The sequence below is a fragment of the Pedobacter alpinus genome (assembly GCF_042684645.1).
In the GTDB taxonomy this organism is placed as follows: Bacteria; Bacteroidota; Bacteroidia; order Sphingobacteriales; family Sphingobacteriaceae; genus Pseudopedobacter; species Pseudopedobacter alpinus.
Genome location: NZ_JBHULV010000020.1, coordinates 1 through 22693, shown reverse-complemented (window position 1 = coordinate 22693; position 22693 = coordinate 1). Strand labels below are relative to the sequence as shown.

General features: G+C 32.7%; 22 protein-coding genes and 1 pseudogene. 6 read left to right on the top strand and 17 right to left on the bottom strand.

The annotated features are described in order from the left end of the window. Positions 1–266: 266 nt before the first annotated feature. The 5 genes from ACFSSE_RS06265 to ACFSSE_RS06245 all read right to left on the bottom strand — a co-directional run bounded on the left by ACFSSE_RS06265 (position 267) and on the right by ACFSSE_RS06245 (position 4671). The gene (locus tag ACFSSE_RS06265) at positions 267–2003 is read right to left on the bottom strand and encodes an ABC transporter ATP-binding protein (protein ID WP_379043933.1); all 1737 of its coding nucleotides are present in this window, start codon (positions 2001–2003) and stop codon (positions 267–269) included. Beyond that, positions 2004–2708, bottom strand: coding sequence for a 3'-5' exonuclease (locus tag ACFSSE_RS06260; protein ID WP_379043936.1), 705 nt, complete (start codon positions 2706–2708; stop codon positions 2004–2006). Positions 2709–2847: 139 nt separating this feature from the next. After that, positions 2848–3351, bottom strand: a complete 504-nt coding sequence (locus ACFSSE_RS06255) for a phosphatase PAP2 family protein (protein WP_379043939.1) — start codon at positions 3349–3351, stop codon at positions 2848–2850. A gap of 19 nt (positions 3352–3370) precedes the next feature. Next, positions 3371–3607, bottom strand: a complete 237-nt coding sequence (locus ACFSSE_RS06250) for a hypothetical protein (protein ID WP_379043942.1) — start codon at positions 3605–3607, stop codon at positions 3371–3373. 32 nt (positions 3608–3639) lie between these two features. Then, entirely contained in the window at positions 3640–4671 is a 1032-nt protein-coding gene (locus ACFSSE_RS06245; RefSeq protein ID WP_379043945.1) for an LLM class flavin-dependent oxidoreductase, read from the bottom strand. A gap of 305 nt (positions 4672–4976) precedes the next feature. On the opposite strand from ACFSSE_RS06245, the gene ACFSSE_RS06240 reads away from it, so the two are divergent. Next, entirely contained in the window at positions 4977–5894 is a 918-nt protein-coding gene (locus ACFSSE_RS06240; RefSeq protein ID WP_379043948.1) for a YihY/virulence factor BrkB family protein, read from the top strand. A 12-nt stretch (positions 5895–5906) separates the two neighbouring features. Here ACFSSE_RS06240 and ACFSSE_RS06235 read toward each other — a convergent pair whose 3' ends face one another. The 5 genes from ACFSSE_RS06235 to ACFSSE_RS06215 form a co-directional block, all read right to left on the bottom strand. Next, a complete protein-coding gene (locus ACFSSE_RS06235) occupies positions 5907–7193 on the bottom strand; it encodes a tetratricopeptide repeat-containing sensor histidine kinase (protein ID WP_379043951.1) in 1287 nt (428 codons plus the stop codon). 256 nt (positions 7194–7449) lie between these two features. Next, complete coding sequence (locus tag ACFSSE_RS06230) at positions 7450–7941, bottom strand: hypothetical protein (protein ID WP_379043954.1); 492 nt, start codon at positions 7939–7941, stop codon at positions 7450–7452. 143 nt (positions 7942–8084) lie between these two features. After that, a complete protein-coding gene (locus tag ACFSSE_RS06225) occupies positions 8085–9305 on the bottom strand; it encodes a porin (RefSeq protein ID WP_379043957.1) in 1221 nt (406 codons plus the stop codon). A 199-nt stretch (positions 9306–9504) separates the two neighbouring features. Then, positions 9505–10359, bottom strand: a complete 855-nt coding sequence (locus ACFSSE_RS06220; RefSeq protein ID WP_379043961.1) for a dienelactone hydrolase family protein — start codon at positions 10357–10359, stop codon at positions 9505–9507. 226 nt (positions 10360–10585) lie between these two features. Further along, the gene (locus ACFSSE_RS06215; protein ID WP_379043964.1) at positions 10586–11371 is read right to left on the bottom strand and encodes an MBL fold metallo-hydrolase; all 786 of its coding nucleotides are present in this window, start codon (positions 11369–11371) and stop codon (positions 10586–10588) included. A gap of 199 nt (positions 11372–11570) precedes the next feature. Between ACFSSE_RS06215 and ACFSSE_RS06210 the strand changes: the two genes are divergently transcribed. After that, positions 11571–11933, top strand: a complete 363-nt coding sequence (locus ACFSSE_RS06210; RefSeq protein ID WP_379043967.1) for a DUF4174 domain-containing protein — start codon at positions 11571–11573, stop codon at positions 11931–11933. Positions 11934–12195: 262 nt separating this feature from the next. Here ACFSSE_RS06210 and ACFSSE_RS06205 read toward each other — a convergent pair whose 3' ends face one another. Beyond that, positions 12196–15567 (bottom strand): methylmalonyl-CoA mutase family protein, encoded by a 3372-nt coding sequence (locus tag ACFSSE_RS06205; RefSeq protein ID WP_379043970.1) that lies wholly within the window; start codon positions 15565–15567, stop codon positions 12196–12198. Positions 15568–15693: 126 nt separating this feature from the next. Between ACFSSE_RS06205 and ACFSSE_RS06200 the strand changes: the two genes are divergently transcribed. The 3 genes and pseudogenes from ACFSSE_RS06200 to ACFSSE_RS06190 form a co-directional block, all read left to right on the top strand. Continuing rightward, positions 15694–15921, top strand: coding sequence for a UPF0175 family protein (locus ACFSSE_RS06200; protein WP_379043973.1), 228 nt, complete (start codon positions 15694–15696; stop codon positions 15919–15921). After that, on the top strand, positions 15914–16210 hold the full coding sequence (locus ACFSSE_RS06195) for a hypothetical protein (RefSeq protein WP_379043976.1): 297 nt from the start codon (positions 15914–15916) through the stop codon (positions 16208–16210). Before ACFSSE_RS06200 ends, ACFSSE_RS06195 begins: the two co-directional genes overlap by 8 nt. Before the next feature lie 24 nt (positions 16211–16234). Then, a pseudogene (locus ACFSSE_RS06190) lies at positions 16235–16369 on the top strand (DUF3368 domain-containing protein); the annotation flags it as partial. Between the two features lie 162 nt (positions 16370–16531). Here the strand turns inward: ACFSSE_RS06190 and ACFSSE_RS06185 are convergent. The 3 genes from ACFSSE_RS06185 to corA all read right to left on the bottom strand — a co-directional run bounded on the left by ACFSSE_RS06185 (position 16532) and on the right by corA (position 19787). Continuing rightward, a complete protein-coding gene (locus ACFSSE_RS06185) occupies positions 16532–18445 on the bottom strand; it encodes a solute symporter family protein (protein WP_379043979.1) in 1914 nt (637 codons plus the stop codon). Next, on the bottom strand, positions 18442–18726 hold the full coding sequence (locus ACFSSE_RS06180) for a DUF485 domain-containing protein (protein ID WP_379043982.1): 285 nt from the start codon (positions 18724–18726) through the stop codon (positions 18442–18444). Before ACFSSE_RS06180 ends, ACFSSE_RS06185 begins: the two co-directional genes overlap by 4 nt. 107 nt (positions 18727–18833) lie before the next feature. Then, on the bottom strand, positions 18834–19787 hold the full coding sequence (gene corA, locus ACFSSE_RS06175; protein ID WP_379043985.1) for a magnesium/cobalt transporter CorA: 954 nt from the start codon (positions 19785–19787) through the stop codon (positions 18834–18836). Positions 19788–19846: 59 nt separating this feature from the next. Between corA and ACFSSE_RS06170 the strand changes: the two genes are divergently transcribed. Further along, positions 19847–20800, top strand: coding sequence for a TIGR01212 family radical SAM protein (locus ACFSSE_RS06170; RefSeq protein ID WP_379043988.1), 954 nt, complete (start codon positions 19847–19849; stop codon positions 20798–20800). A 374-nt stretch (positions 20801–21174) separates the two neighbouring features. Here ACFSSE_RS06170 and ACFSSE_RS06165 read toward each other — a convergent pair whose 3' ends face one another. From ACFSSE_RS06165 to ACFSSE_RS06155, 3 genes are all read right to left on the bottom strand, one after another. After that, positions 21175–21645 (bottom strand): SRPBCC family protein, encoded by a 471-nt coding sequence (locus ACFSSE_RS06165; RefSeq protein WP_379043991.1) that lies wholly within the window; start codon positions 21643–21645, stop codon positions 21175–21177. A gap of 116 nt (positions 21646–21761) precedes the next feature. Beyond that, positions 21762–22235: a ribonuclease H-like YkuK family protein gene (locus ACFSSE_RS06160; protein WP_379043994.1), complete on the bottom strand. Its 474-nt coding sequence runs from the start codon at positions 22233–22235 to the stop codon at positions 21762–21764. 165 nt (positions 22236–22400) lie between these two features. Beyond that, positions 22401–22646 (bottom strand): M28 family peptidase, encoded by a 246-nt coding sequence (locus ACFSSE_RS06155; RefSeq protein ID WP_379043997.1) that lies wholly within the window; start codon positions 22644–22646, stop codon positions 22401–22403. Positions 22647–22693: the final 47 nt, after the last annotated feature.

The following is a 22693-nucleotide window of genomic DNA, read 5'->3' as shown; positions in this document are numbered from 1 at the left end:
AACTGTAAATCAATTAGTTAATAATTCCGTTTTACGAAATCGGAAATTGTTCGGACAGATATGATTTAATAAAGAATATTTTTTTGGGCATTCCAAGCCAAAAGGCTTGTCGGGCTATGCAGGGCTACGCTTCGCTCCGGTTAAGCTTTGAAAAAAAGCTCAACAAACCCTTACTATCCCTAATGCGGATTTGTAGAAATAATTTTTTTTATTGAAAGCTATTGATTTAACTAGTTTAATCCGCTTTAAGCCTTGAGCTTTTGCCATCAGTTTATTGTGCTCTTTAATCCCTTAGGTATTGCATTCACCAATCGTTGCGTGTATTCTTTTTGCGGATTATTGTAGATATCTTCAGGATAGCCTAATTCTTCTATTTTACCTTGGTTCATCACCATCATTCTATCCGCCATGTGTTTTACCACTGCCATATCATGTGAAATAAAAATATAAGTAAGGTTAAATTGCTGTTGTAAATCTTTCAATAAGTTTAATACTTGGGCTTGCACAGAAACATCTAATGCCGAAACAGATTCATCACAAATAATGAGTTTAGGCTGTAAAGCTAAAGCTCTGGCAATAACAATACGCTGCCTTTGACCGCCAGAAAATTCATGTGGGTAACGGTTAAATTGTTCGGCAGTTAAACCTACTTTCTCCATTAAATTAATAATAAAATCTTTGCGCTGTTGCTGGTTTTCTAAAATACTATGCACATTTAAAGGTTCTGTTAAAGCGTAGCCAACTGTTTTTATTGGGTTTAAAGAGGAGTAAGGGTCTTGGAAAATAATTTGAATATCTTTTCTTAAAGGGCGCATTTGTTTTGCATCAAACGCGGTAATGTTTTTGCCGTTAAAAATAATTTCGCCACTGGTTGGTTCCAGTAATTTTAAAATGGTTCTGCTTAAAGTTGTCTTACCACAACCAGATTCTCCTACTAAACCAAAAGTTTCGCCAGGGAAAACATCAAAGCTAACGCCGTTTACTGCTTTAGCATATTCTTTTTTTGCACTAAATAAACTGCCTTTCTTTTGAAACCAAGTGTTTAAGTTTTTTATTTCTAATAAAGGTTTTTCGGCATAAATTTTCGCTCTTTTTGAAACAATATCATCTTGTTTTAAGGTATACTTTTTTTGTAAATCAATGATGTTTAATGATGTGCTTTTTAATTCGTTGTTTTCAGAAATTACAAAATCGCTAATGGTAGGTAGTTTACTCAATTGTAATTCTGGTGATGGCCTACAAGCCAATAAACCTTTGGTGTAAGGGTGCTGTGGATTTAAAAATACATCTTCAATATTGCCTTGCTCAACAATATTGCCTTTATACATTACCAATATTTTATCTGCAATTTCGCCAATTACCGCTAAATCATGCGAAATAAAAATAAGGCTCATGTTACGCTCTGTTTTTAGCTTTAAAAGCAACTCCAAAATACTTTTTTGTACTGTAACATCTAAAGCGGTGGTAGGCTCATCCGCAATTAATATATCGGGGTCGCAGGCTAAAGCCATAGCAATCATTACTCTTTGTTTTTGCCCGCCAGAAAGTTCATGTGGGTATTTATTAAAAGTATAAGCTGGTTCGGGTAATTTTACTTCTTCAAACAGCTGTATGGTTTTCTCTTTAGCTGTTTTTTTATCTACTTTTTGGTGTAAAATAATGCTTTCAGTAATTTGCTTACCACATATAATTACTGGGTTTAAAGAGGTCATTGGTTCTTGAAATATCATTCCAATTCTGTTTCCTCTGTATTTTTGCATTTCCTTTTCTGTAAGATTTAGCAAATCAATATCGCTAAATAAAATTTGGCCATTTATACTTGCATTTTTATCTAATAAACGCATAATAGCCAAAGAACTAACAGATTTTCCGGAACCAGATTCGCCTACTAAACCTATAATTTCTCCTTTATTAATGTCTATATCAATGCCTTTTATAGCATTAAATACGCCGTTTTCTGTATTAAAACTAACTTTTAAGTTCTTAATTTGGAGCTGCTGCATTTAATCTGCGTAAGTGATATTATTATCGGTTAAAAATGGCGAACCTTTAAATTTTTGTAAAAGGCGAGCTGTTGTAATTACGTCTTTTTGGCAATAAGTTTTTATACGTTCCAATCCATCATTCTCCCAATAAACTTTGCCTACCATACTGCCGTCAATATCGTCTTTTGGCGTAGGGATGTCAAATATTGCGGCCAATAAATTTAAAGAAGTGTAGTTTTTATAGTCGCCAAACTTCCATAAATCTAGTGTATCTAAATGGTTAATTTCCCAAGGTTTTTTATTTGTCATATCTAGCTGGCTAGGGATAGATAAATTGTTTATCAATAATCTGCGACATAAATAAGGATAATCAAACTCTTTACCGTTATGTGCACACAAAATTAAATCTGTTGGTAGCGTTTTTAACAATTTAGCAAAGCTGGCCAACAAATCTTTTTCTTGATGCCCGTAAAATGATTTAACTCTTAAACTTTTTTTGGTTGCAAACATCCCTACAGAAATACAAACTACTTTGCCAAATTCGGCCCAAATTCCTGCTCTTGCATAAAATTCTTCGGCGCTTATTTCATTTTTACGCTGATAAGTGGTTTTTAAATCCCAAAGTTTCTTTAAGTTATCTGGTAATTCATTAAAGGTGGCGTATTGTGGTACTGTTTCAATATCTAATACTAATACTTTAAATAGGTCTAAATTATCTAACATAGATGAAAATGTTTTAATAGAAAATCTAAAATATAAATTCGGATACAGATAACCTATAAAATTGATTAATAATTAGATAACAATATTATATGATTAGTTTTTAAATTTTAAACATAAACACCAATGGTTAGCTAAGTCTTTATTTTTTTAACTGGTATGTTAAACTAAAACCATTTGCTCCATTATAAAAAGAAGGTCTTATTGTGAGGTTTGCAGATTTCTTATTAGAAACAATTTGTTTAATTTTTGGATAAACTAAATAAGCCAATTTTGTAGAAAGCATTCCAAAACCTGCGCCAGCAACAATATCACTTACCCAATGTGCTTTATTATAAGCTCTAAAAACTCCTGTAGCTGAGGCTAGACTGTAAGCAGCAACACTAAACCAGATTGATTTATGCTTATATTCTTGATTTAAAAATTCTGCTAACATGAAAGCCCTTGCGGTATGCCCAGATAGGAAAGAGTGGTCATTACTTCCATTTGGTCTTACTCTGTTTGAAACTCCTTTTAGCGTACTAACACTTGTCTCCATAATTGCGGCAGATAAAAGAAGTGTTAAACTACGGTCTATAATAGAATGTTTTGCTTTTACTCCCAAAAAATCAAGTCCGTAAACCGCTACTAATGGCGAGTAACGCATATAGTTATCAGCTTTTACACTAAAAAGGGGGGAAATCTTCTGTCAACTCATTATTAGTTGTATAATCTAACTTTCTGATAAAATTATCGCCCGAAAGCGAAATTACACCATAAGTTATGAAAACTGCGGGAGCTATATAAGAGCTTAATTTTTGTGTTGAATAGGGTTTAAATTTTAATGTATCTAAACTTTGAGCAATATTATAATCGCAAAACGTGGTACAAAGTAAAAAAAACACTAATATTTTCTTAATCATTTAAGTTTTTAAAGCTTAAAAATACAGAAAATTTAACTTTTTAAAGCTGCTCTAACTTTTGGCGCAATTTTATTACCATATAACTCAATAGATTTCATCATTTCTTTATGAGAAGGAGCACCAACATCCATGTGTGCAGAAAACCTAGTCAAGCCAAAAAGTTCTTGCATCTGCAAAATCTTATCTACAGCTTCGTTTGCATCGCTAACAATTAAAGCACCGTTTTTACTTCTACCATAATCAAATTGATTTTTTTGATAAGCTGGCCAACCTCTTGATGCGCCAACTCTGTCCATCTGCGCTGCATATAACGGATAGTAATAATCTGCAACTGCATCACTCTCTTCTCCAAAGAAACAATGCATGTGTACTCCAACTTGGAGTTTATCTAAATCATGATTATAATGCTGATAAACTTCTTTATAATAATCAAATAATGGTTTAAACTGAGAAGGGCTTCCTCCAATAATGGCAAAAATAACTGGCAAACCTAATCTTGCTGCTCTTTCTACAGATTCTGGCGTACCACCAACAGCTATCCAAATATTTAATTTATCGTTTACAGCTCTTGGTAATATTTTTTGTTTGTTAAGCGCAGGGCGAAACTTCCCTTTCCAAGTTATTGGGTTTTCTGTATTTATTTTTAATAATAAGTCTAATTTTTCTTCAAAAAGTTCATGGTAATCATTTAGATTTTGACCAAATAGAGGGAAAGATTCTATAAAGCTTCCTCGTCCAGCGGTCAATTCAACACGGCCATTTGAGATTAAATCTATAGTAGCAAAACTTTGATATAATTTAACAGGGTCAGAAGAACTTAGCACAGAAACTGCACTCCCTAATTTTATGTTTTTGGTAACTGTTGCTGCTGCTGCTAAAACAATTTCGGGTACAGAAACAACGTAATCTTCGCGGTGATGTTCGCCAATGCCAAAGAAATCTAATCCTAATTCATCCATTAGTTTAACTTCTTCAATTATTTCTTGTAACCGTTGTTTTGCCGGCTGAATTTGCCCTGCTTTATTGTGTTGCAAATCGCCAAACATTCCAATTCCTAATTCCATAGCTGTATTTATTTTAAAATCAAATATAAAGATGTTTAAACATTTAATTAAGCAACCCATATATTTTAAAATATTAGTAGTTTATTATGACAAAAAATAAGTTCACCAATAAATAAATTAAACAGCTTTTAAATAAGCTAATTATTATTTCTAATTTAATAGTTTAAGAACTTTGGTGATTTTATTAGTATAGAAAATAATTTTTTTTTACGCTTTTAATAGAGAAAAGTTTTATCAAAAAATTCAATATCTCTTTAAAAAGGACTGTTTCAAACATGCTATGCTTTATGTATGTTTGACAAACAATGGAAAAGAAAAATCTTGAATTATCAAAAACATTAAACTTTAATACAGCTTGGTCTATTCTTGTAGCGGCGTTTAAAAATTTTAGTGATAACGATCCTTTAAGAATTGCCGCTGCAACTGCTTTTTTCGGAACGTTTGCTATTCCTGCAATTTTAGTGGTGATTCTTCAAATTTTCGGCATTTTTTTTAACAGGAGGCAATTTGGAATTAGCATTATTACAAAACTACAATCTATTATTGGGGAGGCTGGTGCTCAAGAAATCAGGCATTTTTTAAGAAATATGTTAAGTTTAGGGAATAACTGGTTTTTCACCATACTTATGTTTATTTTCTTAATATTTGTTTCCACCACTTTATTTGTCATCATCAGAAACTCTATTAACCAATTGTGGTTTATCCGGTTAAAAGAAAATTTAGGTTTTTATTTTAATTTTAAGCAGCGTTTAAAATCATTGCTCATTATATCTGCCGGAGGGTTTTTATTGTTGATGACTTTTATTTTTGAGGGAATAAGATTGTATTTAACAAAAATGATTGAAGAACCATTTCCTTTTTTAGAAGGTTTAATTAACGAAGCTTTGTTTTTTGTTTCAGTAACTATTTGGTTTTGTTTGGCTTTTAGATTTATTGCAAACGGTAAACCAGCTTGGAAACCTATAATTTATAGTGCTATTTTTACAGGAATCTTACTTACGTTAGGTAAAATTATGATTAGGGTACTTTTACTAAGCTCAAATATTAACCAGATTTATGGTGCCTCTGCTGCTATTTTATTGGTGATGCTTTTTATATTCTATTGTGCATTTATATTTTACTATGGCATTAGTTTAGTAAGTGCTTTTAGTGACCAATTTGAAAAACCAATTGCCGTTTCTGAAAATGCTTTTAAGTTTAAAACAGAAACGGTTGATGCTTAGAGATAAATAGCGCTATATTTTTGGAAATTCTAAATAGAATATAGTTCCACCATTATCTGCATTTTCAAACCAAATTTTACCGTTATGTTTTTCCATTATTTTTTTAGAAATTGATAAACCAAGGCCAAAAGGTTGCTCTCCATTAGTTCCTACTCGTTTAGCCTCAGTAAACATTTCAAAAATAGTTTCTTTGTTTTTATCCGCTATTCCAATACCATTATCTTTAACATAAATTACAATGCTTGTATTGTAAACTTTAATTCCTGTTCTAATCTCTCCCCCTAAATAGCTAAACTTAATAGCGTTAACAATTAAATTATTAATCACTCGCCATGTTTTTTCATAGTTAACTTTAGTAAATATAGGCAAGTCATCTTTTTCTTCATTTTCAAAAATGATGATTTGTTGTTTCTCTTTTGCTTTAAACTGCAACAGTTCTACAGAATCATACAATAATGATTTTAAATCAATCTTTTGAACTTCTAAAGTATCGCTCTCATTTGCTAAGCCTGTTTTTAGCAGTTCATTAATCATTTCTATTGAATGCAAACCAGTTGTTTCTATAAGCTTTAACATTTTCCTTGTTTCAGCATCAAAATCATCTTCATCTAAAATTGCTGCGGCCAAACCTGTCATCCCCGATAAAGGATTTCTTAAATCATGAGCCATAATTCTCATTATTCTGATGTAATTTTTGTTTGCCCTTTCAAGCTCATCAATTGTTGATGTAATTACTTGGTTTTTTTCTAATGTTTCTTGATGTATTTTCTTTAGTTTTCTTAGGTTAAAATAAATTATTCCAATAATTATGAATATTAAAACAATAAATTCAATTAAACCAACAACGTAAATTCTTCTTACCTGATCGTTATGTTTTAATTTATCTAATTCTCTCTGTTCAGAGAGCATTTTTAACTCTTTATTAATGTCAAATGTTTTAATTTCTTGGTAAGACTTTTCACTAGAGTCTTTAACAGCTATATGTCTGTTTAGATAAAAATAAGCACTATCTAGTTTACCAAAAGCAAAAAAATAATTAGCATATTCTTTATAATAGCCAACATAAGACGTTGGGTTTTGCTCTTTATACTTATTTAAAAGAAATTTGGCTTCTTTAAGTGTAGCTATTGCTTGGTTTTGCTGTTTGTTTTTAATATAAAGTGCAGCAAGTTTAAGGTAAGGAGGAATTCTTATACCTGAGGCATCATCATTGGGTAAATTAATGCTTTTTAAAAAATAGGTTTCTGCTTGTTTTGGGTCATTTAGTTTCTGATAAAGGCTACCCAAATTATCAAACAAAACAGCATTTAAAAGATTAATTTGTTTATTGGTTATTTTCTTTTTTTGCGCCGTTAAATCTATTACCGATTTAAATTTTTCGTAGTATAATTTAGCACTATCTAATTGGTTGTTTTTAAAGAAGCTTAGTGCAGCATTATTAATTAATATCTCTGATGCATTATATGTATTCTTAAGAATTTTACTAGAGTTACAAGTTTGGGTAAGCCTGTAAGCTTTTAAGTAAAAATTAGCTGCATCTTCATAGTTTTTCTGATCATAATAAATTGTAGCATATTTTTATATAAAGGTAGCCCTTTTTACAACTGTCTCCTTCGATATAATTTTCCGCTTCTAAATAAAAGCTCAAAGATTTTAGGAAGTTTTTTAACCTATAATAAACATCACCGTTGGCCACCAAGCTCTGGAAATAAAGATCTTTATGTTGTTCAACGCTTTCGTTATTTTCAAACATATCCAAAGCACTTTTTGCATGATTTATCATGATGCCTGGCTCTGGGCTTTCTACGTTTGACATCAAAATATAGTAACTCGCTAACCTTGGTTCGCTTTCATACTCTTTTATGTTTATGGTTTTTAATAAGCTAAGTGCTTCATCTTCTTTTGCTTTGGTTAGTAAGCTATCTGCCTGACTAATTTTAACTTCAAAATCGTCATTAAATAGTTTATTTTCTTTTATACAGGACTGGAGACTAGTGGAAATTATTAAAAATAAAAGAGGAAGATATTTATATGTAGGTTTTTTCATTTTTAACAAAAAAAATTACTCAAAAAACAAAGTTTTTAAAACACTTTAAATATTTCCGTAAAAATAGTTTTAATAGTTAAACCTTAGTAGTTTAATTGAAATTTATTTAGGCAAATTGATAAATAGGATGCTTTTTTGGTTATTTAAAAATTTATTTGGGCTTGTAAACGTAACAATCTGCCGGTTTGTAAATTATTTTGGATAATATAATCCTCAAATCTTCTAGATGAGAGAGTATATGTTGCTACTAATTCTAAAAATTTATTTGGCTCCCACTCAAAACCTAATTCTAATTCTTTTACTACATAGCTACGGGCGTCTTTTTCATGTTTTTTACCACCATCGTAATATTGTCCTTTAATAAACGGGTAAAATAAATGATTGTTAAATTCAGTTTTATAGTTTAACAGTAAGTAACCTCCATTTAAAGAACTAACTTCTATAGCATCTGTTTCCTTATTAAATCTAGGTCCTCTCCCAATATTGTATTCTGTTTGTATTCCAAATGGTTGAGGATAGATAATTAAACTTGCTGCAACCCTTTGGTCTGTATAGTTTTTGTCTGGGTTTGTTATCACACCAGTGCTCAATTGATCTGTAGCCATTTGATATTTACCAGTATAAGCCTGTAAAGAAGGTTCAATAAATTGTTTACCAACTAGAAAAGGATAGGTAACTCTAGCAACAACATGTTGTTGATTGTTAAGCTCGGGCTTGTTGGCTGTTTGACCATTAAAAACACCAAAACCAAAAACGCCATAATCACCAGAGCCTTTTAAACCTTGCCGCACTAAATCAGCAAAACGCGTTCTGATTTCTTTTGGTGCCCAATAAAAAAAAACACCTAAATCACGTTCGTTTGCAAAAGCACTATTTATAGCATCATTACGGTCTAATGTTATCCTGTTTTGGCTCGATTGCATATTTTCAAACCCAAACGGAATTTTACTTTGGCCTAATCTAAACCTAAACTCATTATCGTCATCAATACCAACATCAACATAAGCATCTCTTATTTGACCAAAATGAAGGCTGTTAGAAGAGCTAGAACTTGCAAAATCTGGCTGTATGTAAACGTAAACTTTTTTACTAATTTGTCCGTAAAAAACCAATCTTAAACGGCGCAAAAATAAGCCACCACCTTCTCCCCACGATTTATCACATTGTTCGCATTCTAAATCAGGATTTGTTTCCAGTAGCCTATTGTATCTTAATTGTCCATATCCTCTTAAAGCAATTTTCTCATGCCATTTATCACTAACTGCCCTTGGAGGTAGAACTTTAACACTGTCTGTTGTTTGTGATTTTAAAAAAAGAGGACTAATTATAGCGATGAAAAGAGTTTTAATAAGTTTACTGAACATTAATTTAATGTTAAATGCTTGAAAAATTGCACAAAAGTAACATTAAATTAATAATAGCGTAACATTCTTGTTGATATTAATATTTATTGCCCTCCAAGAAACTTGAAATTTGATAAAAAATTAAAGCAAAAATTCTTTGTGATTATTGCTTTAATTTTAAAATATTTTAGAAATTTCCTGAACAGGAATTAAAAAACAATTAATCAATGTTTTTTTTAAATAAAGCTAAATTCCTATCCCAAGCTAATTTTGCCGCTTCTGCATTGTAACGGGTAGGAGAGGTGTCATTATTAAATGCATGGTTTACACCTTCGTAAATGAATATTTGGTGTTTTATATTGTTTTTTTCCAAAGCTTCGCGGTAAGCAGTAATGCCGGCATTAATTCTTTCATCTAAACCTCCATAATGTAATAAAAGCTCTGTTTTTATTTTTGGTACGTCATCAGATTTTGCCTGTCTGCCGTAATAAGCTACAGCGGCATTTAATTTTGCATCATTAACGGCCAAATCATTAGCCATGCCACCACCCCAACAAAAACCAACACAAGCCACTTTTCCGTTAGCGTTTGGTAAGGTTCTTAAATAGTTTAAACCGTCTAAAAAGTTCTGAAGATTTTGAGCAGCATCTAATTTAGAGAATAAAGCCCTTGCCTCATCTTCATTTGTTGGTGTACCTCCAAATGGCGAAAGCGCATCAACCGCCATGGCAATGTAACCTTCTTTTGCAAATCTGTTGGCAACATCTTTTGTATGGGCATTTAAACCTCTATTTTCATGAATCACCAATATAGAACCTAAGTTTTTCTTGCCCTTTGGCTGTGCTAAATGAGCTTTCATTATCCCATTTTTTGCTTGGTAAGTTATATCTGTTATCAACAAATCATCAGTATCAACGTTACCTGCCACCGCATAATTGTTTTCTAACAATGGTAAAATGGTTAAAGCAACCGCCATACCACCAGTTATTTTGGCCAATCTGCTTATAAAACCTTTTCTATCCATTTTAGATGAATGCGTGTACTCATCGTAAAGGTTAATTATTTTCTGATCCATTGTTTTTCTACTTAAGTTTAAATCAAATATAAATTTTATTAGTGGTAAATTGTTTGCTCTTTTTACGCTTATCAATAGATAATTAGGTGTTTAGGAAGTTTTTTGGCCATCTTAACTCGCTAGAATGGGTGAACGGATAATTTTTACATTGAAACAGCACATCTATTAAATAAAAAAAGAGTTCAAATGCTGAACTCTTTTCACTTAATGTAAAATTTATGAGTTATTATTTTTTTGGATACCAGTTTAACTGCACAACTTCAATTTTAGAATTTCCTTTATTAACCAATTCCTTAAACTTAGCAACATCACTTAAACCATTGCCTCCACGGTAATGGTATGGATAAACTTGTTTTGGTTTAAAAGCTAAAACGGCATCTGCTGCTTTATCCTCTGTCATGGTGTAAGGTAAATTCATACAAACAAAAGCTTTGTCTATATTTTTAAGGTTACGCATTTCTGGGATATCTTCTGTATCTCCCGAAAAATAAACTCGCAATCCATTTTTTTCAATCACATAGCCATTTCCACGCCCTTTGGTATGAAACTGCTTTGCTTCTTCACGCAAATTGTACATGGGCACACCAGTAATTTTAAAACCATTTAAGTCAATGGTTTGGTTGTTAGCTAAAATGGTTAATCTAGCTTTCATATCAGCTGGTAATTTATCAGCTACTGCTTGCGGAACTATAATTTTTGTGCCCTCAATAATCACACTGGCTAAAGTTTTGGCATCTAAATGATCTCCATGTATGTCTGTAATTAAAACAACATCAGGCTTTGGTTGGTTTCCAAAACTTTCTACGCTACCAACTGGATCAATATAAAATTGAGTACCAGCCCAAGTAAAAGAAGCTGTTGCATGCTCAATAGGCGTAATATTAAAACCAGATTCCATTTTTTGTTTTTGATTATTGGATGCTAAACTTGTTGCTGTATCTACATTTTTAGTAGAAGAGCAGGCGGCCAAGGTAATTAGTATTATGGGTAAATAAGCTATTTTTTTTATCATGAAATTGTTGTTAGTTGAATGTTTAAACATCTTTTTATGAAGTTTGTTTTTACTGGGAGTAAATTAGTTATCCTAATGTTAACAAAAGCTATTCCACTATTTACAACTGAAGTTTTGGCTATACTTTTGATAACTAATTAATTGATGCGGTGTTTTAGAAGATCATTGGCAATCATATTTACAATCTAAAAATAAAATCATGAAATTACTTATCGCAATTTTAATGTTTTCTTTATCTGCATATTCGCAAAGTAATGCCAGTAGAGAGGTATTGTTATTTTATCCTACAAATAAAGCAGATACAGTGTCTAAGCAAATCAAAGTTTTTTCAAAAGACTTGTCAGGCTTATCCGAAAGGCAAATAAAGATTAAAAGAATTGTTACTAATGGTAAAGATTTTGAAAAATATAATAACCTAAAAATCAATCCTAATTTATTTACGCTTGTACTGGTAGGTAAAGATGGAGGCGTTAAGTTTAGCTCTAACACAGTCATCACTTCTTCTAAGTTGTATGGTTTAATAGATCAAATGCCCATGCGGAAACAGGAGATGAAGAAGTAATTACTTTTAATGAAGTGATTAAACGTTGTTAATATCCTTAGCTGTTCGAGATGTTAGCCTAGCGCATCTCGAATTGATAAATGAAAAGGATTTATAATCCGTTTTTAAAATTCTACAAATCTTTATAGCTGTAAAATTGTGGATTACAAATCCAATTATCTGCAAGTTCGACATGCGCTTCGCTAACATGTCGAACAGCGTTGGTGAGAACAAGATTAACTAAACCTTAAACCTTTTACCCAAAACCTTCAACCTCCAACCCCTACATATTCCTTCTATACTGCCCACCAACTTCATAAAGCGCATTAGAAATTTGCCCTAAAGAACAAAATTTAGCTGCTTCCATTAAGCCTTCAAATATATTTTCGCCATGGATGGCTTTTAACTGTAAGTCTTTTAAAAGTTCTACAGTTTTATCGGCATTTCTATCTTGAAAAGCTTTGAGGTTATGGATTTGTAATTGCTTTTCATCTTCTGTTGCTCTAATAATTTCACCTGGAGAAACGGTAAGCGATCCTTCTTTGTTTAAGAAAGTATTTACACCAATAATAGGGAATTCACCAGTATGTTTTAAGGTCTCGTAATACAGAGATTCTTCTTGTATTTTACCACGCTGATACATGGTTTCCATAGCGCCTAAAACTCCGCCACGGTCGTTAATACGCTTAAATTCTGTTAATACGGCTTCTTCTACCAAATCGGTTAATTCTTCAATAATGAAAGCTCCTTGTAAAGGATTTTCGTTTTTAGTTAAACCTAATTCGCGGTTAATGATTAATTGAATGGCCATTGCTCTACGTACAGAAGCTTCTGTAGGCGTGGTAATGGCTTCGTCATAAGCATTGGTGTGTAACGAGTTACAATTATCGTAAATGGCATATAGCGCTTGCAGCGTAGTTCTGATATCGTTAAAATCAATCTCTTGGGCATGTAAAGAGCGACCAGAAGTTTGAATATGATATTTTAATTTTTGAGAACGATCATTCCCTTTATATTTTGTTTTTATCGCTTTAGCCCAAATTCTTCTCGCTACTCGTCCAATTACAGCATATTCAGGGTCAATGCCGTTAGAGAAAAAGAAAGATAGGTTGGGAGCGAAGTCGTCAATATGCATCCCTCTACTTAAATAATACTCTACGAAAGTAAAACCATTAGAGAGCGTAAAAGCTAACTGAGAAATTGGATTGGCACCTGCCTCGGCAATGTGATAGCCAGAAATAGAAACCGAGTAAAAGTTTCTTACTTTCTCGTTAATGAAATATTGCTGAATGTCGCCCATCATCCTTAGGGCAAATTCTGTAGAAAAAATACAAGTATTTTGTGCTTGGTCTTCTTTTAAAATATCCGCTTGTACCGTACCACGTACCGTAGCAATTGCTTTGGCTTTTATGGTTGCATATACATCTGCTGGTAAAACTTGGTCGCCGGTTACGCCCAAAAGCATTAAACCTAAACCATCGTTTCCTTCTGGTAATTTGCCTGCATATTGTGGTCTTTTAGTGCCTTTATCTTGATATATCGCACCAATTTTATCAGAAATCTCTTTTTCTATTCCGTTTTCACGGATGTACTTTTCGCATTGCTGGTCTATAGCGGCATTCATGAAAAAGCCTAATAGCATAGGCGCAGGACCGTTAATAGTCATGGAAACCGAAGTGGACGCAGCGCATAAATCGAAACCTGAATATAGTTTCTTAGCATCGTCTAAGGTAGCAATGCTTACACCAGAGTTTCCAATTTTACCATAAATATCCGGACGAATGTGAGGGTCTTCTCCGTATAAAGTTACCGAATCAAATGCGGTAGATAATCTTTTTGCGGGCTGACCTAAACTTACATAATGAAAGCGTTTATTGGTGCGTTCTGGTCCGCCTTCACCAGCAAACATCCTCGTAGGGTCTTCTCCTTCGCGTTTAAGCGGAAAAACACCTGCAGCATAAGGAAATTCTCCGGGTAAGTTTTCGGTTAATAACCATCTTAAAATATCTCCCCAAGCTTCGTATCTCGGTAAAGAAATTTTTGGGATTTTGAGTTTAGATAGCGATTCTGAAAATAAAGACTGCTTAATTTCTTTGTCGCGTACTTTGTAGATAAAATATTCTTCTTTGTATTGTTTTACGGTTTCTGGCCATTGGCGTAATAACTTTTTACAGTCGCCGTCTAATTTTTCTTCAATATCGCTGTACAGCTTTTTTAAAGTTTCTATTTCTTCGGCTGTAGCCTGATGCTTTTCTAATAGCTCAATGGTGCCATGGATTTGAAACAGCTGTTGTGCAATTTTTGATTGTGCCTTTACCCACTCGGCGTAAGCCTGATTAGCTTCTGCAATTTCGGCTAAATAGCGTGTTCTATCTGGTGGGATGATGTATATTTTCTCCGATTCCTCTTTGGTAAAAGTCATCTTGGCTTCAAAATCTATCCCTGTTTTCTCAGTTATTTTCTTCATCAAAGCTGAAAAAAGATTATTTGTGCCAGGGTCGTTAAATTGCGAAGCCATGGTGCCATAAACAGGTAAATCCTCGTCTTTGGCATCAAAAATATTATGATTGCGCTTGTATTGTTTCTTTACATCGCGTAAAGCATCTTGGGCACCACGTTTATCAAATTTATTGATGGCTACCATATCGGCAAAATCGAGCATATCAATTTTTTCTAATTGGGTAGCTGCACCAAACTCTGGCGTCATTACATATAAAGAAACATCGCAATGTTCAGTAATTTCGGTGTCCGACTGGCCAATACCAGAAGTTTCTACTATCACCATATCAAAACCTGCTGCTTTACAAATATCTATAGACTCTTGAACGTATTTAGATAAAGCCAAATTAGCCTGACGAGTAGCCAGCGAACGCATGTAAATTCTAGAATTGTTAATCGCGTTCATGCGGATTCTATCGCCCAAAAGCGCTCCGCCAGTTTTTCTTTTTGATGGATCTACAGAAATAATGGCCATTGTTTTATCGGTTTCTACCAAAAAACGACGAACCAATTCATCTACTAAAGAAGATTTTCCTGCGCCACCTGTTCCGGTGATACCTAAAACTGGGATGGTTTTATTGCCAATCAGCTTTTTAACTTCATTTAAAAAATCAACAGCTGCCTTAGGAAAGTTTTCTGCAACAGAAATAGCAGAGGCTAATGATTTAATATTTCTATTGGGTAAAGTCTTAATTTCTCCGTTTAAGGTTTGGATGGTAGGATAGTCCGTTTTTTGTAGCATATCGTTAATCATCCCTTGTAAACCCATGCTACGACCATCATCTGGCGAGTAAATTTTATTAATACCGTAAGCTTCTAGTTCTTTAATTTCATCTGGCTGGATTACTCCACCACCACCAGCAAATATTTTGATATGTCCAGCACCTTTTTCTTGCAACAAATCATACATATACTTGAAGTATTCTATATGTCCACCTTGGTAAGACGTCATGGCGATACCTTGCACATCTTCTTGTATGGCGCAATTTACAACCTCATCAACAGAGCGGTTATGCCCTAAATGAATCACCTCGGCACCTGATGATTGCAAAATCCTACGCATAATATTTATGGTAGCATCATGCCCATCAAAAAGGGAAGCTGCGGTTACAAATCTGATTTTATGTTGAGGTTTATATATGGTGGTATCTTGCATGGTTTATTCTTGAAATCATTGAATATGATGTTCAAATTTACGTTTTTGAACTCGTTAAGGCAAAATTAAATAAGTAACAAAACAAGTTCGTTTTATTATATTTGTTTAAATCTATAAAAGATGATTATGAAAACAATTCAATTAAATGTGCCTGATGATATTGATTTGAAAGATTACGACTTTTCAATGATAATAGCTTCTAAATTATATGAAGATGCCAAATTATCAGCAGGCCAAGCAGCCTTAATAGCAGGACTTACAAAAAGAGCATTCTTAGAAATACTTGGGAATTATGGAGTGTCAGTATTTAGCAATTCAATTGACGATTTAAAATCAGACATAGCTAATGCTTAATGTAGTTATTTCTGACACTAGTACGCTAATTATTTTTAACAAAATAAATGAAATAGCGCTATTAAATAAAGTTTATGGTGAACTTATAACTACTCCTGAAATTGCAGAAGAGTTTGGAGAAAAATTACCTGACTGGATTAAAGTAAAGTCAGTTTCTGACAGGAAATATCAAAAATTTTTAGAAACTCAAATTGATTCCGGCGAAGCAAGTGCAATCGCTTTAGCTTCTGAATATGATAATGTTACATTATTATTAGACGACCTTAAAGCTCGTAAATTAGCTAAATAATTAAATTTTAAAACTACTGGTGCTTTAGGAGTAGTACATAAAGCTAAACAAATGCATATTATACCACTTGTTAAGCCTGTAATAGATAAATTATTGACAACAAATTTCCGTATATCAAAAAATATTATTGATGAAATTCTAAAATTGAATAACGAATAAATTGCTAGAAGCGGAATTAGTTTATGTATGCTGAATTGTTTTGAATAAGACAACAGTTTGACACTAATAAAATGAATTAATTTGAGCTTGCGAATAAAAATTTTAAAAAGGATGCTAAAATTAACTAACATCCTTTTTCAAAATATTCAAATTCCTAATAACCTAATCAATAACCAATACTTCTTCTTTCTTTTTCCCTAAAGCAGACACTAACAAAACCGTTAATATGGCTAATGGGAAAGAAATAATAGCTGGGTTATCTAATTTGTGCATGGCTGTTACAGGGTCTAAACCGTAACGTTCCCACATAGTTGGCGATGTTAATATGATACCTAAAGAAGTAACAACACCCACCACTATAGAGCTTGCAATACCATTTGCAGTAGTTTTTTTCCAAAATAATAAGAATAAAATAGCCGGCAAGTTGGCAGATGCGGCTACAGAGAATGCCCATCCAACTAAAAACGAGACATTCATCCCTTTAAATGCAATGCCTAAAATAATGGCAAAAGCACCAACAGAAACTGCGGCTATTTTACCTGCTTTTACTTTTTTATCATCATCTAAATTAATCTTGAAATAGTTTTCTATTAAATCATGCGCAATAGCACCAGAAGAAGCTATAATTAATCCAGCCACTGTACCTAAAATGGTGGCAAAAGCAACAGCCGAGATGATAGAGAATAATACCACACCAAAAGCTTTTGCTAATAGTGGAGCGGCCATATTGCTAGATTCTACATCCATTACGCCATTTACAGCCGCACCTAAACCCATAAATAAGGTTAAAACGTAAAATATTCCAATTGCTGCAATGGCTAAAATGGTCGATTTTCTGGCATCTCGTTGAGACTTGACAGTATAATATCTAATTAAAATATGAGGCAAAGAAGCAGTTCCTAAAAACAGAGCCAACATTAAGGATATAAAATCCATTTTACTCCAAATACTTGAACCTTTACCAATTTTATATTTTAAACCGGGTAGCATAAAGTTTTTGCCTTGGGTAATGTTTTGTACATATAAAGTAACATCATCATTTCCATCGGTTAAACTAACTTTTGCAAAACGCACCAATTCACTTTTTTCAATGATGGATAAGTACTGAGCAGGGCCAACCGGACCTGTTTCTGTAACTTCTTTACCGTCTAACATAATTTTATTCATGTTACCCACTTGAAAAAACTTCTTATTTGCTTTAGGTTCTCCGTTGTACAACGTTCCACTTTTATTCACAACAATAGATAGTGCTTCTTTCAGTGTGTAATTTCCTCCTTTTTCAGTCAAAGAGAACCATCTTTCAACATTATTCTTTTCTAACTTGACATAAGTTTTCTCTTTTATAGCCTGTTGGGATATTACTTGCCAATCTTCAGCTTTTATTATTTTCCCATCTTCTATTTCAGGATTAATGGTCATGAAATTATGGTAAGCTTGGTCTTTATGATTTGGAGTTAACGTAAAACCATTTTTAAGAATATAAATAGTTAAAATGGTTGAAAGCACAATGAGCAAGCCACCTTTGATAAACTGAACATAGGTAGTAGATGTCATTCCGGCACTTGCCACAATAGCAATAACTACTACACCTACTAACACAACACCAACCCAATGTGGTAAACCTAAAAGTGGTGTAACTAAATCGCCCGCCCCAACCATTTGTGGTATTAAGTAAAATATAGATACAATTAGTGTACTTATTGCAGCAGTAAGTGTGATGGCTCTTGATTTAAAAGTAGAGTTTAACGCATCAGTAAATGTGTATTTACCTAAACGCTTTAGCGGTTCGGCAATTAAAAACAGCGCTACAATCCACCCGGCTAAAAAGCCTATAGAATATAAAAAACCATCGTAACCAACAGTTGCAATCATACCGCAAATACCTAAAAACGAAGCTGCAGAAAGGTAATCGCCGGCAAAGGCAACTCCATTTACAGCCCAGTGAATTTGGCCACCAGCGGCATAATAAGAAGAAGCTGATTTTGTTTTACGGGCAAAATAAAAAGATAGCCAAAGTACAAAGCCAACAAAAATTACAAAGAAAAATAGTGCGGGGTAAGAAATTTCGTATATCATGAACTAGCTTCCTCCTCGTTTAATTCGTCTTCGTATTTTGTACATAAATAATTGTAAAGCATGCCTAATAAAACAGCAAATACAATTAAGCCAAGTCCGTAAAATAATGCTAAAGTTAAGCCAAAGGCAAATTCTTGTCCCATTAATTCGTAATTAACAACGCCAATAACAACAAAGCCAGCGTAAAAAATAAAGTAGATGAAGAAAAACCAAACGCCCAACTTTGCTTTTTTTGCAGAAGCATTATCGACGCCCAGTTCTACTGCGGGTCCATGATTCATAAAAGGTTTATTTTAAGATTATATCAGCAAGATAAAATTTTCCTTTTATAAATGTTTAGAAAAATGGGAATTATAGTTTTTTTTAACTTTCAGCTTTCAGCATTTTTTTAAAGCCATCGCCTTTTCTTAAAATAAACCAGTGTACCTAAAGATGATAAAACCATTAAAGCAATAGCCACTAAATAACCATATTGCCAATTTAACTCAGGCATAATTTTAAAATTCATTCCGTAAATACTGGCAATTAAAGTTGGGGGCATAAAAGCTACTGTGGCAACAGTAAAAATTTTGATAATACGGTTTTGCTCAATATTAATTAAACCCATAAAAGTATCTTGTAGGTACTCTAAACGTTCAAAAGCAAATTTATTATGTTCTAAAAGCGAGCTGATGTCTTTAATCATAATCTTTAAAACACCCATAAATTCTTGCGGAAATATAGAAGATTTAATTAAGGATGAAAGTAAACGTTGCTTATCAATAATATTTTCGCGAAGCATCATATTGTCACTTTGCAGCGATGAAATTTTCAATAAATCTTCTTCATCAACACGTTCGTTGGTAGCTTTTAAACTTTTATTTAGTTCTGCAATTTCCTTTGCTATGTTTTCTATCAAATCTGCATCTTGATCTATGCAGGTTTCTAAAATGGTTGATAAAATTTGGTATCCATTTATATATAGTGTAGGGTTTGCTTTTATTTTCTTTACCGCCTCACCAAAAGTTTTTAAATCATCATCACGGTAAGTGAACAAAATTCCTTTTTCGAGAATAATAGATACCGGATTGTACTCAAAACCATGCTGCCTAACTGATAAAAAGTTGGAGTTGATAATGATTTCATTGTCCATTTCGCTAAAGCGTGATGAACTTTCAATTTCTTGCGATTCTTCTTCGGATGAATATTTAATATCGAAATAAGTTTCAATGGTTACCTTTTCTTCTATGGTTGGGTTCTGTAAATCAACCCAAACCAAACTTTCCATAGGTACTTCTCTTAAAGACTCTACATCTGTTTCTTTAGCTAGGCGGGTGTTTTTTTTGTAATATATTCTAAGCATCGGTAAACAAATTTAAGATTAAATTTCAATTCGTATCTTTGCAAAAATATTATTTGACATTGGAAAAAGCCTTAGCCTTCGGAGAAAAGAATTACAACTACTACAGTGCGCACTTAAAAAATAAGTATAAGGTGAAGCGTGTATATAAAGTTATTGTAGATGGAGGTTTTACTTGCCCAAACAGAGATGGCTCTAAAGGTTACGGAGGCTGTACTTATTGCAATGTAGATTCTTTTACGCCAACATCTCGCACCATGGAAACCATGAAACAGCAGATAGAGTTTGGGATGGAAAGAGCGTGGAAACATTATAAGGCAGAAAAATTTATCATCTATTTTCAACCAAATACCAATACCTATGCACCAACGCATTATTTGAAAACAATGTACGATGAGGCTTTAAGTGTTGATATGACTAATGTTGTAGGTTTGTCTGTGGGCACTCGCCCAGATTGTATTGATGTTGAAAAAATTGCTTTGTTAGAGAGCTATACCGATAGGTTAGATGTTGATTTGGAAATGGGTATGGAATCTATTTACAATGATACCTTAGCTCAAATTAACAGAGGTTGCTCTCACGATGAGTTTGTAGATGTGATGGCTTTGTTAACTAAATCTAAGCTGGACATTTGTGTGCATACCATTTTTGGTTTGCCTGGCGAAACACATGAAATGATGTTGGCTTACGCCGATGAAATTAATAAATACCCACAAATTAACTTTGTGAAGTTTCATCATTTACATATTGTAGAAGGTTCTATTATGGGTGCTAAATACAAAAAAGACCCATTTAAACTATTTACCTTACAAGAATATGCTGATTTTCTTTGTGAGTTATTACCCCGTTTAAGACCAGATGTAGTGATACAACGCTTATTCGGAATTTCTGATTTAGACATGCTAATTGCCCCAAAATGGGGTTTAAGAAAATCAGAGATACAAACTTTTATTGATAACGAAATTGAAAGAAAAGGAGTGGTGCAGGGGAGTCTTTATCGTTCATTAGTATTTTAGTTCATTGGTTCATTAGGCTTTTATAGTTTATAAAGTATTTGAGTTTATTAGCTGGTTAGGGGGTTTAGTTCATTGGTTCATTAGGGTTTTTAAGTGTACTAGTTACTAATGAACTTTATCTATCCAGACAATAAATCCTAATGAACTCCCACTACTAATGAACTCATCTATTTACACAACAAATACTAATGAACTTTATCTATCCAGACAATAAATCCTAATGAACTCCCACTACTAATGAACTCATCTATTTACACAACAAATACTAATGAACTTTATCTATCCACACAATAAATACTAATGAACTCCCACTACTAATGAACTCATCTATTTACACAACAAATACTAATGAACTCCCACTACTAATGAACTTTTTACCTATAAACTCCAAACATTTTCTCTACTGCAACTTCTCTATAATCAAAAATATCTTTGGTTTGTTTAGCTACAATTAAAGCATTTGCTATGCTTCCAATAAATCCGAAAGGGACAGCATAACTTAGTCTATCGGTCATTAATACACCGCCGTCTATTTCTTCAAAATGGTGTTCGTGGTGCCAAAACTTAAAAGGCCCAAATTTTTGTTCGTCTATAAAGTATTTTCCTTCTTTTACAGTTGTTATTTCTGTCATCCAATCCATTTTAATTCCTAAAAGTGGCGATACCTTATATGTAATAATCATTCCTTCATACATCTTAGTTTCGCTTGTATAATCAGAAGTGATGACGAAATTCATACTTGGAGGAGTAATTTTTGATAAATTTAATGGAGAAGAGAAAAAATCCCAAGCTTTTTCTAAACTTATCGGCAATTTTTGCTCGTAAAATACATGATTTGTTTTCATATCTTCTTAACAAGGTTTATTGTAAAAAGTTTTTGAATGCTTAATCTTTCATCAATCAATTATAATTTGCACTAAAATTGATAAACAGAATTTTAAATTTTAAAAGTTAATAAATTTTATTGTACCATTTTATTAGCGCAGTACGAACTTGCAAAAGCCTCTGGCTTAGCTTTAAAAACAAAGCCCATCCCTAAAATATAACCCATTGCTTCATGCAGTGCTGCGTTAGATTTAAAATTAGGACTGGTATTAATATCAGCATGAACCTCCAAATCAACATCGTATAAATCTAAAAGGTTACACAAAGAATAAGCACATTCAATAGATTTTTGAACTTCGGAGAGCATTCTTTCTTTAATGCTCATTTTTTGTAATGTTCTTTCTTGGTGAATAAACATAAAACCTCCTTTATGTTCTCTTAAAAAAACTATTACAGTGGCAAAATCTGTGATTTTACCTTTAACTTGAGAGTCTGTACCAATACAAACTTTTAATTTGTTTCCTAAACTGTACTCTTTTTCAATAGTTTGCTCTACTTCGGTAATGATAGAAGATTTGAGGGTTTCTCCGCTAAATTTTTTCCAAGTCATAAATCTATTTTTAATGACCCATTATTGAGGTCTATAAAAATAAGCGATTTTTAACTGACTTTTTATGAAAATAATATTATTTAATTGTTAACATAAGTCTTGTTGTCAACAAGTTATGATTAATTTTTAAGTCAAATCAGATTTAAGAACAATGGTTTTTTTATCCTAATTTATCACCTTGCTATTGTTAAACATAGTTTTTAAACTAACGTTTTGGTCAATGTTTTTAATGATATCTAAAATTGCACTTACAGAATTGGTATAAAACTCTTGATTTATACTTTCGAAATCATCTGTTGGTTTATGGTAATCTTTATGGTCTTCTACTCCAAAATAAATGAAAGGTATTTTTTTCTGATGAAAAGAATAATGGTCGCTTTGGTTGGCAGGGTCAACGCATTTAAATTTGATTAAAGATTTTTATTAGATAGTCGTTATCCCATCCTGCCTTAAGTCTT

Excerpts from the sequence above, each read along its gene's own strand:
- ACFSSE_RS06185 (WP_379043979.1), bottom strand. The coding sequence starts at position 18,445 with ATGATATACGAAATTTCTTACCCCGCACTATTTTTCTTTGTAATTTTT.
- ACFSSE_RS06210 (WP_379043967.1), top strand. The coding sequence starts at position 11,571 with ATGAAATTACTTATCGCAATTTTAATGTTTTCTTTATCTGCATATTCG.
- ACFSSE_RS06195 (WP_379043976.1), top strand. The coding sequence starts at position 15,914 with ATGCTTAATGTAGTTATTTCTGACACTAGTACGCTAATTATTTTTAAC.
- ACFSSE_RS06240 (WP_379043948.1), top strand. The coding sequence starts at position 4,977 with ATGGAAAAGAAAAATCTTGAATTATCAAAAACATTAAACTTTAATACA.
- ACFSSE_RS06180 (WP_379043982.1), bottom strand. The coding sequence starts at position 18,726 with ATGAATCATGGACCCGCAGTAGAACTGGGCGTCGATAATGCTTCTGCA.
- ACFSSE_RS06265 (WP_379043933.1), bottom strand. The coding sequence starts at position 2,003 with ATGCAGCAGCTCCAAATTAAGAACTTAAAAGTTAGTTTTAATACAGAA.
- ACFSSE_RS06255 (WP_379043939.1), bottom strand. The coding sequence starts at position 3,351 with ATGCGTTACTCGCCATTAGTAGCGGTTTACGGACTTGATTTTTTGGGA.
- ACFSSE_RS06220 (WP_379043961.1), bottom strand. The coding sequence starts at position 10,359 with ATGGATCAGAAAATAATTAACCTTTACGATGAGTACACGCATTCATCT.
- ACFSSE_RS06205 (WP_379043970.1), bottom strand. The coding sequence starts at position 15,567 with ATGCAAGATACCACCATATATAAACCTCAACATAAAATCAGATTTGTA.
- corA (WP_379043985.1), bottom strand. The coding sequence starts at position 19,787 with ATGCTTAGAATATATTACAAAAAAAACACCCGCCTAGCTAAAGAAACA.
- ACFSSE_RS06230 (WP_379043954.1), bottom strand. The coding sequence starts at position 7,941 with ATGAAAAAACCTACATATAAATATCTTCCTCTTTTATTTTTAATAATT.
- ACFSSE_RS06250 (WP_379043942.1), bottom strand. The coding sequence starts at position 3,607 with ATGATTAAGAAAATATTAGTGTTTTTTTTACTTTGTACCACGTTTTGC.
- ACFSSE_RS06160 (WP_379043994.1), bottom strand. The coding sequence starts at position 22,235 with ATGACTTGGAAAAAATTTAGCGGAGAAACCCTCAAATCTTCTATCATT.
- ACFSSE_RS06215 (WP_379043964.1), bottom strand. The coding sequence starts at position 11,371 with ATGATAAAAAAAATAGCTTATTTACCCATAATACTAATTACCTTGGCC.
- ACFSSE_RS06245 (WP_379043945.1), bottom strand. The coding sequence starts at position 4,671 with ATGGAATTAGGAATTGGAATGTTTGGCGATTTGCAACACAATAAAGCA.
- ACFSSE_RS06260 (WP_379043936.1), bottom strand. The coding sequence starts at position 2,708 with ATGTTAGATAATTTAGACCTATTTAAAGTATTAGTATTAGATATTGAA.
- ACFSSE_RS06225 (WP_379043957.1), bottom strand. The coding sequence starts at position 9,305 with ATGTTCAGTAAACTTATTAAAACTCTTTTCATCGCTATAATTAGTCCT.
- ACFSSE_RS06165 (WP_379043991.1), bottom strand. The coding sequence starts at position 21,645 with ATGAAAACAAATCATGTATTTTACGAGCAAAAATTGCCGATAAGTTTA.
- ACFSSE_RS06200 (WP_379043973.1), top strand. The coding sequence starts at position 15,694 with ATGAAAACAATTCAATTAAATGTGCCTGATGATATTGATTTGAAAGAT.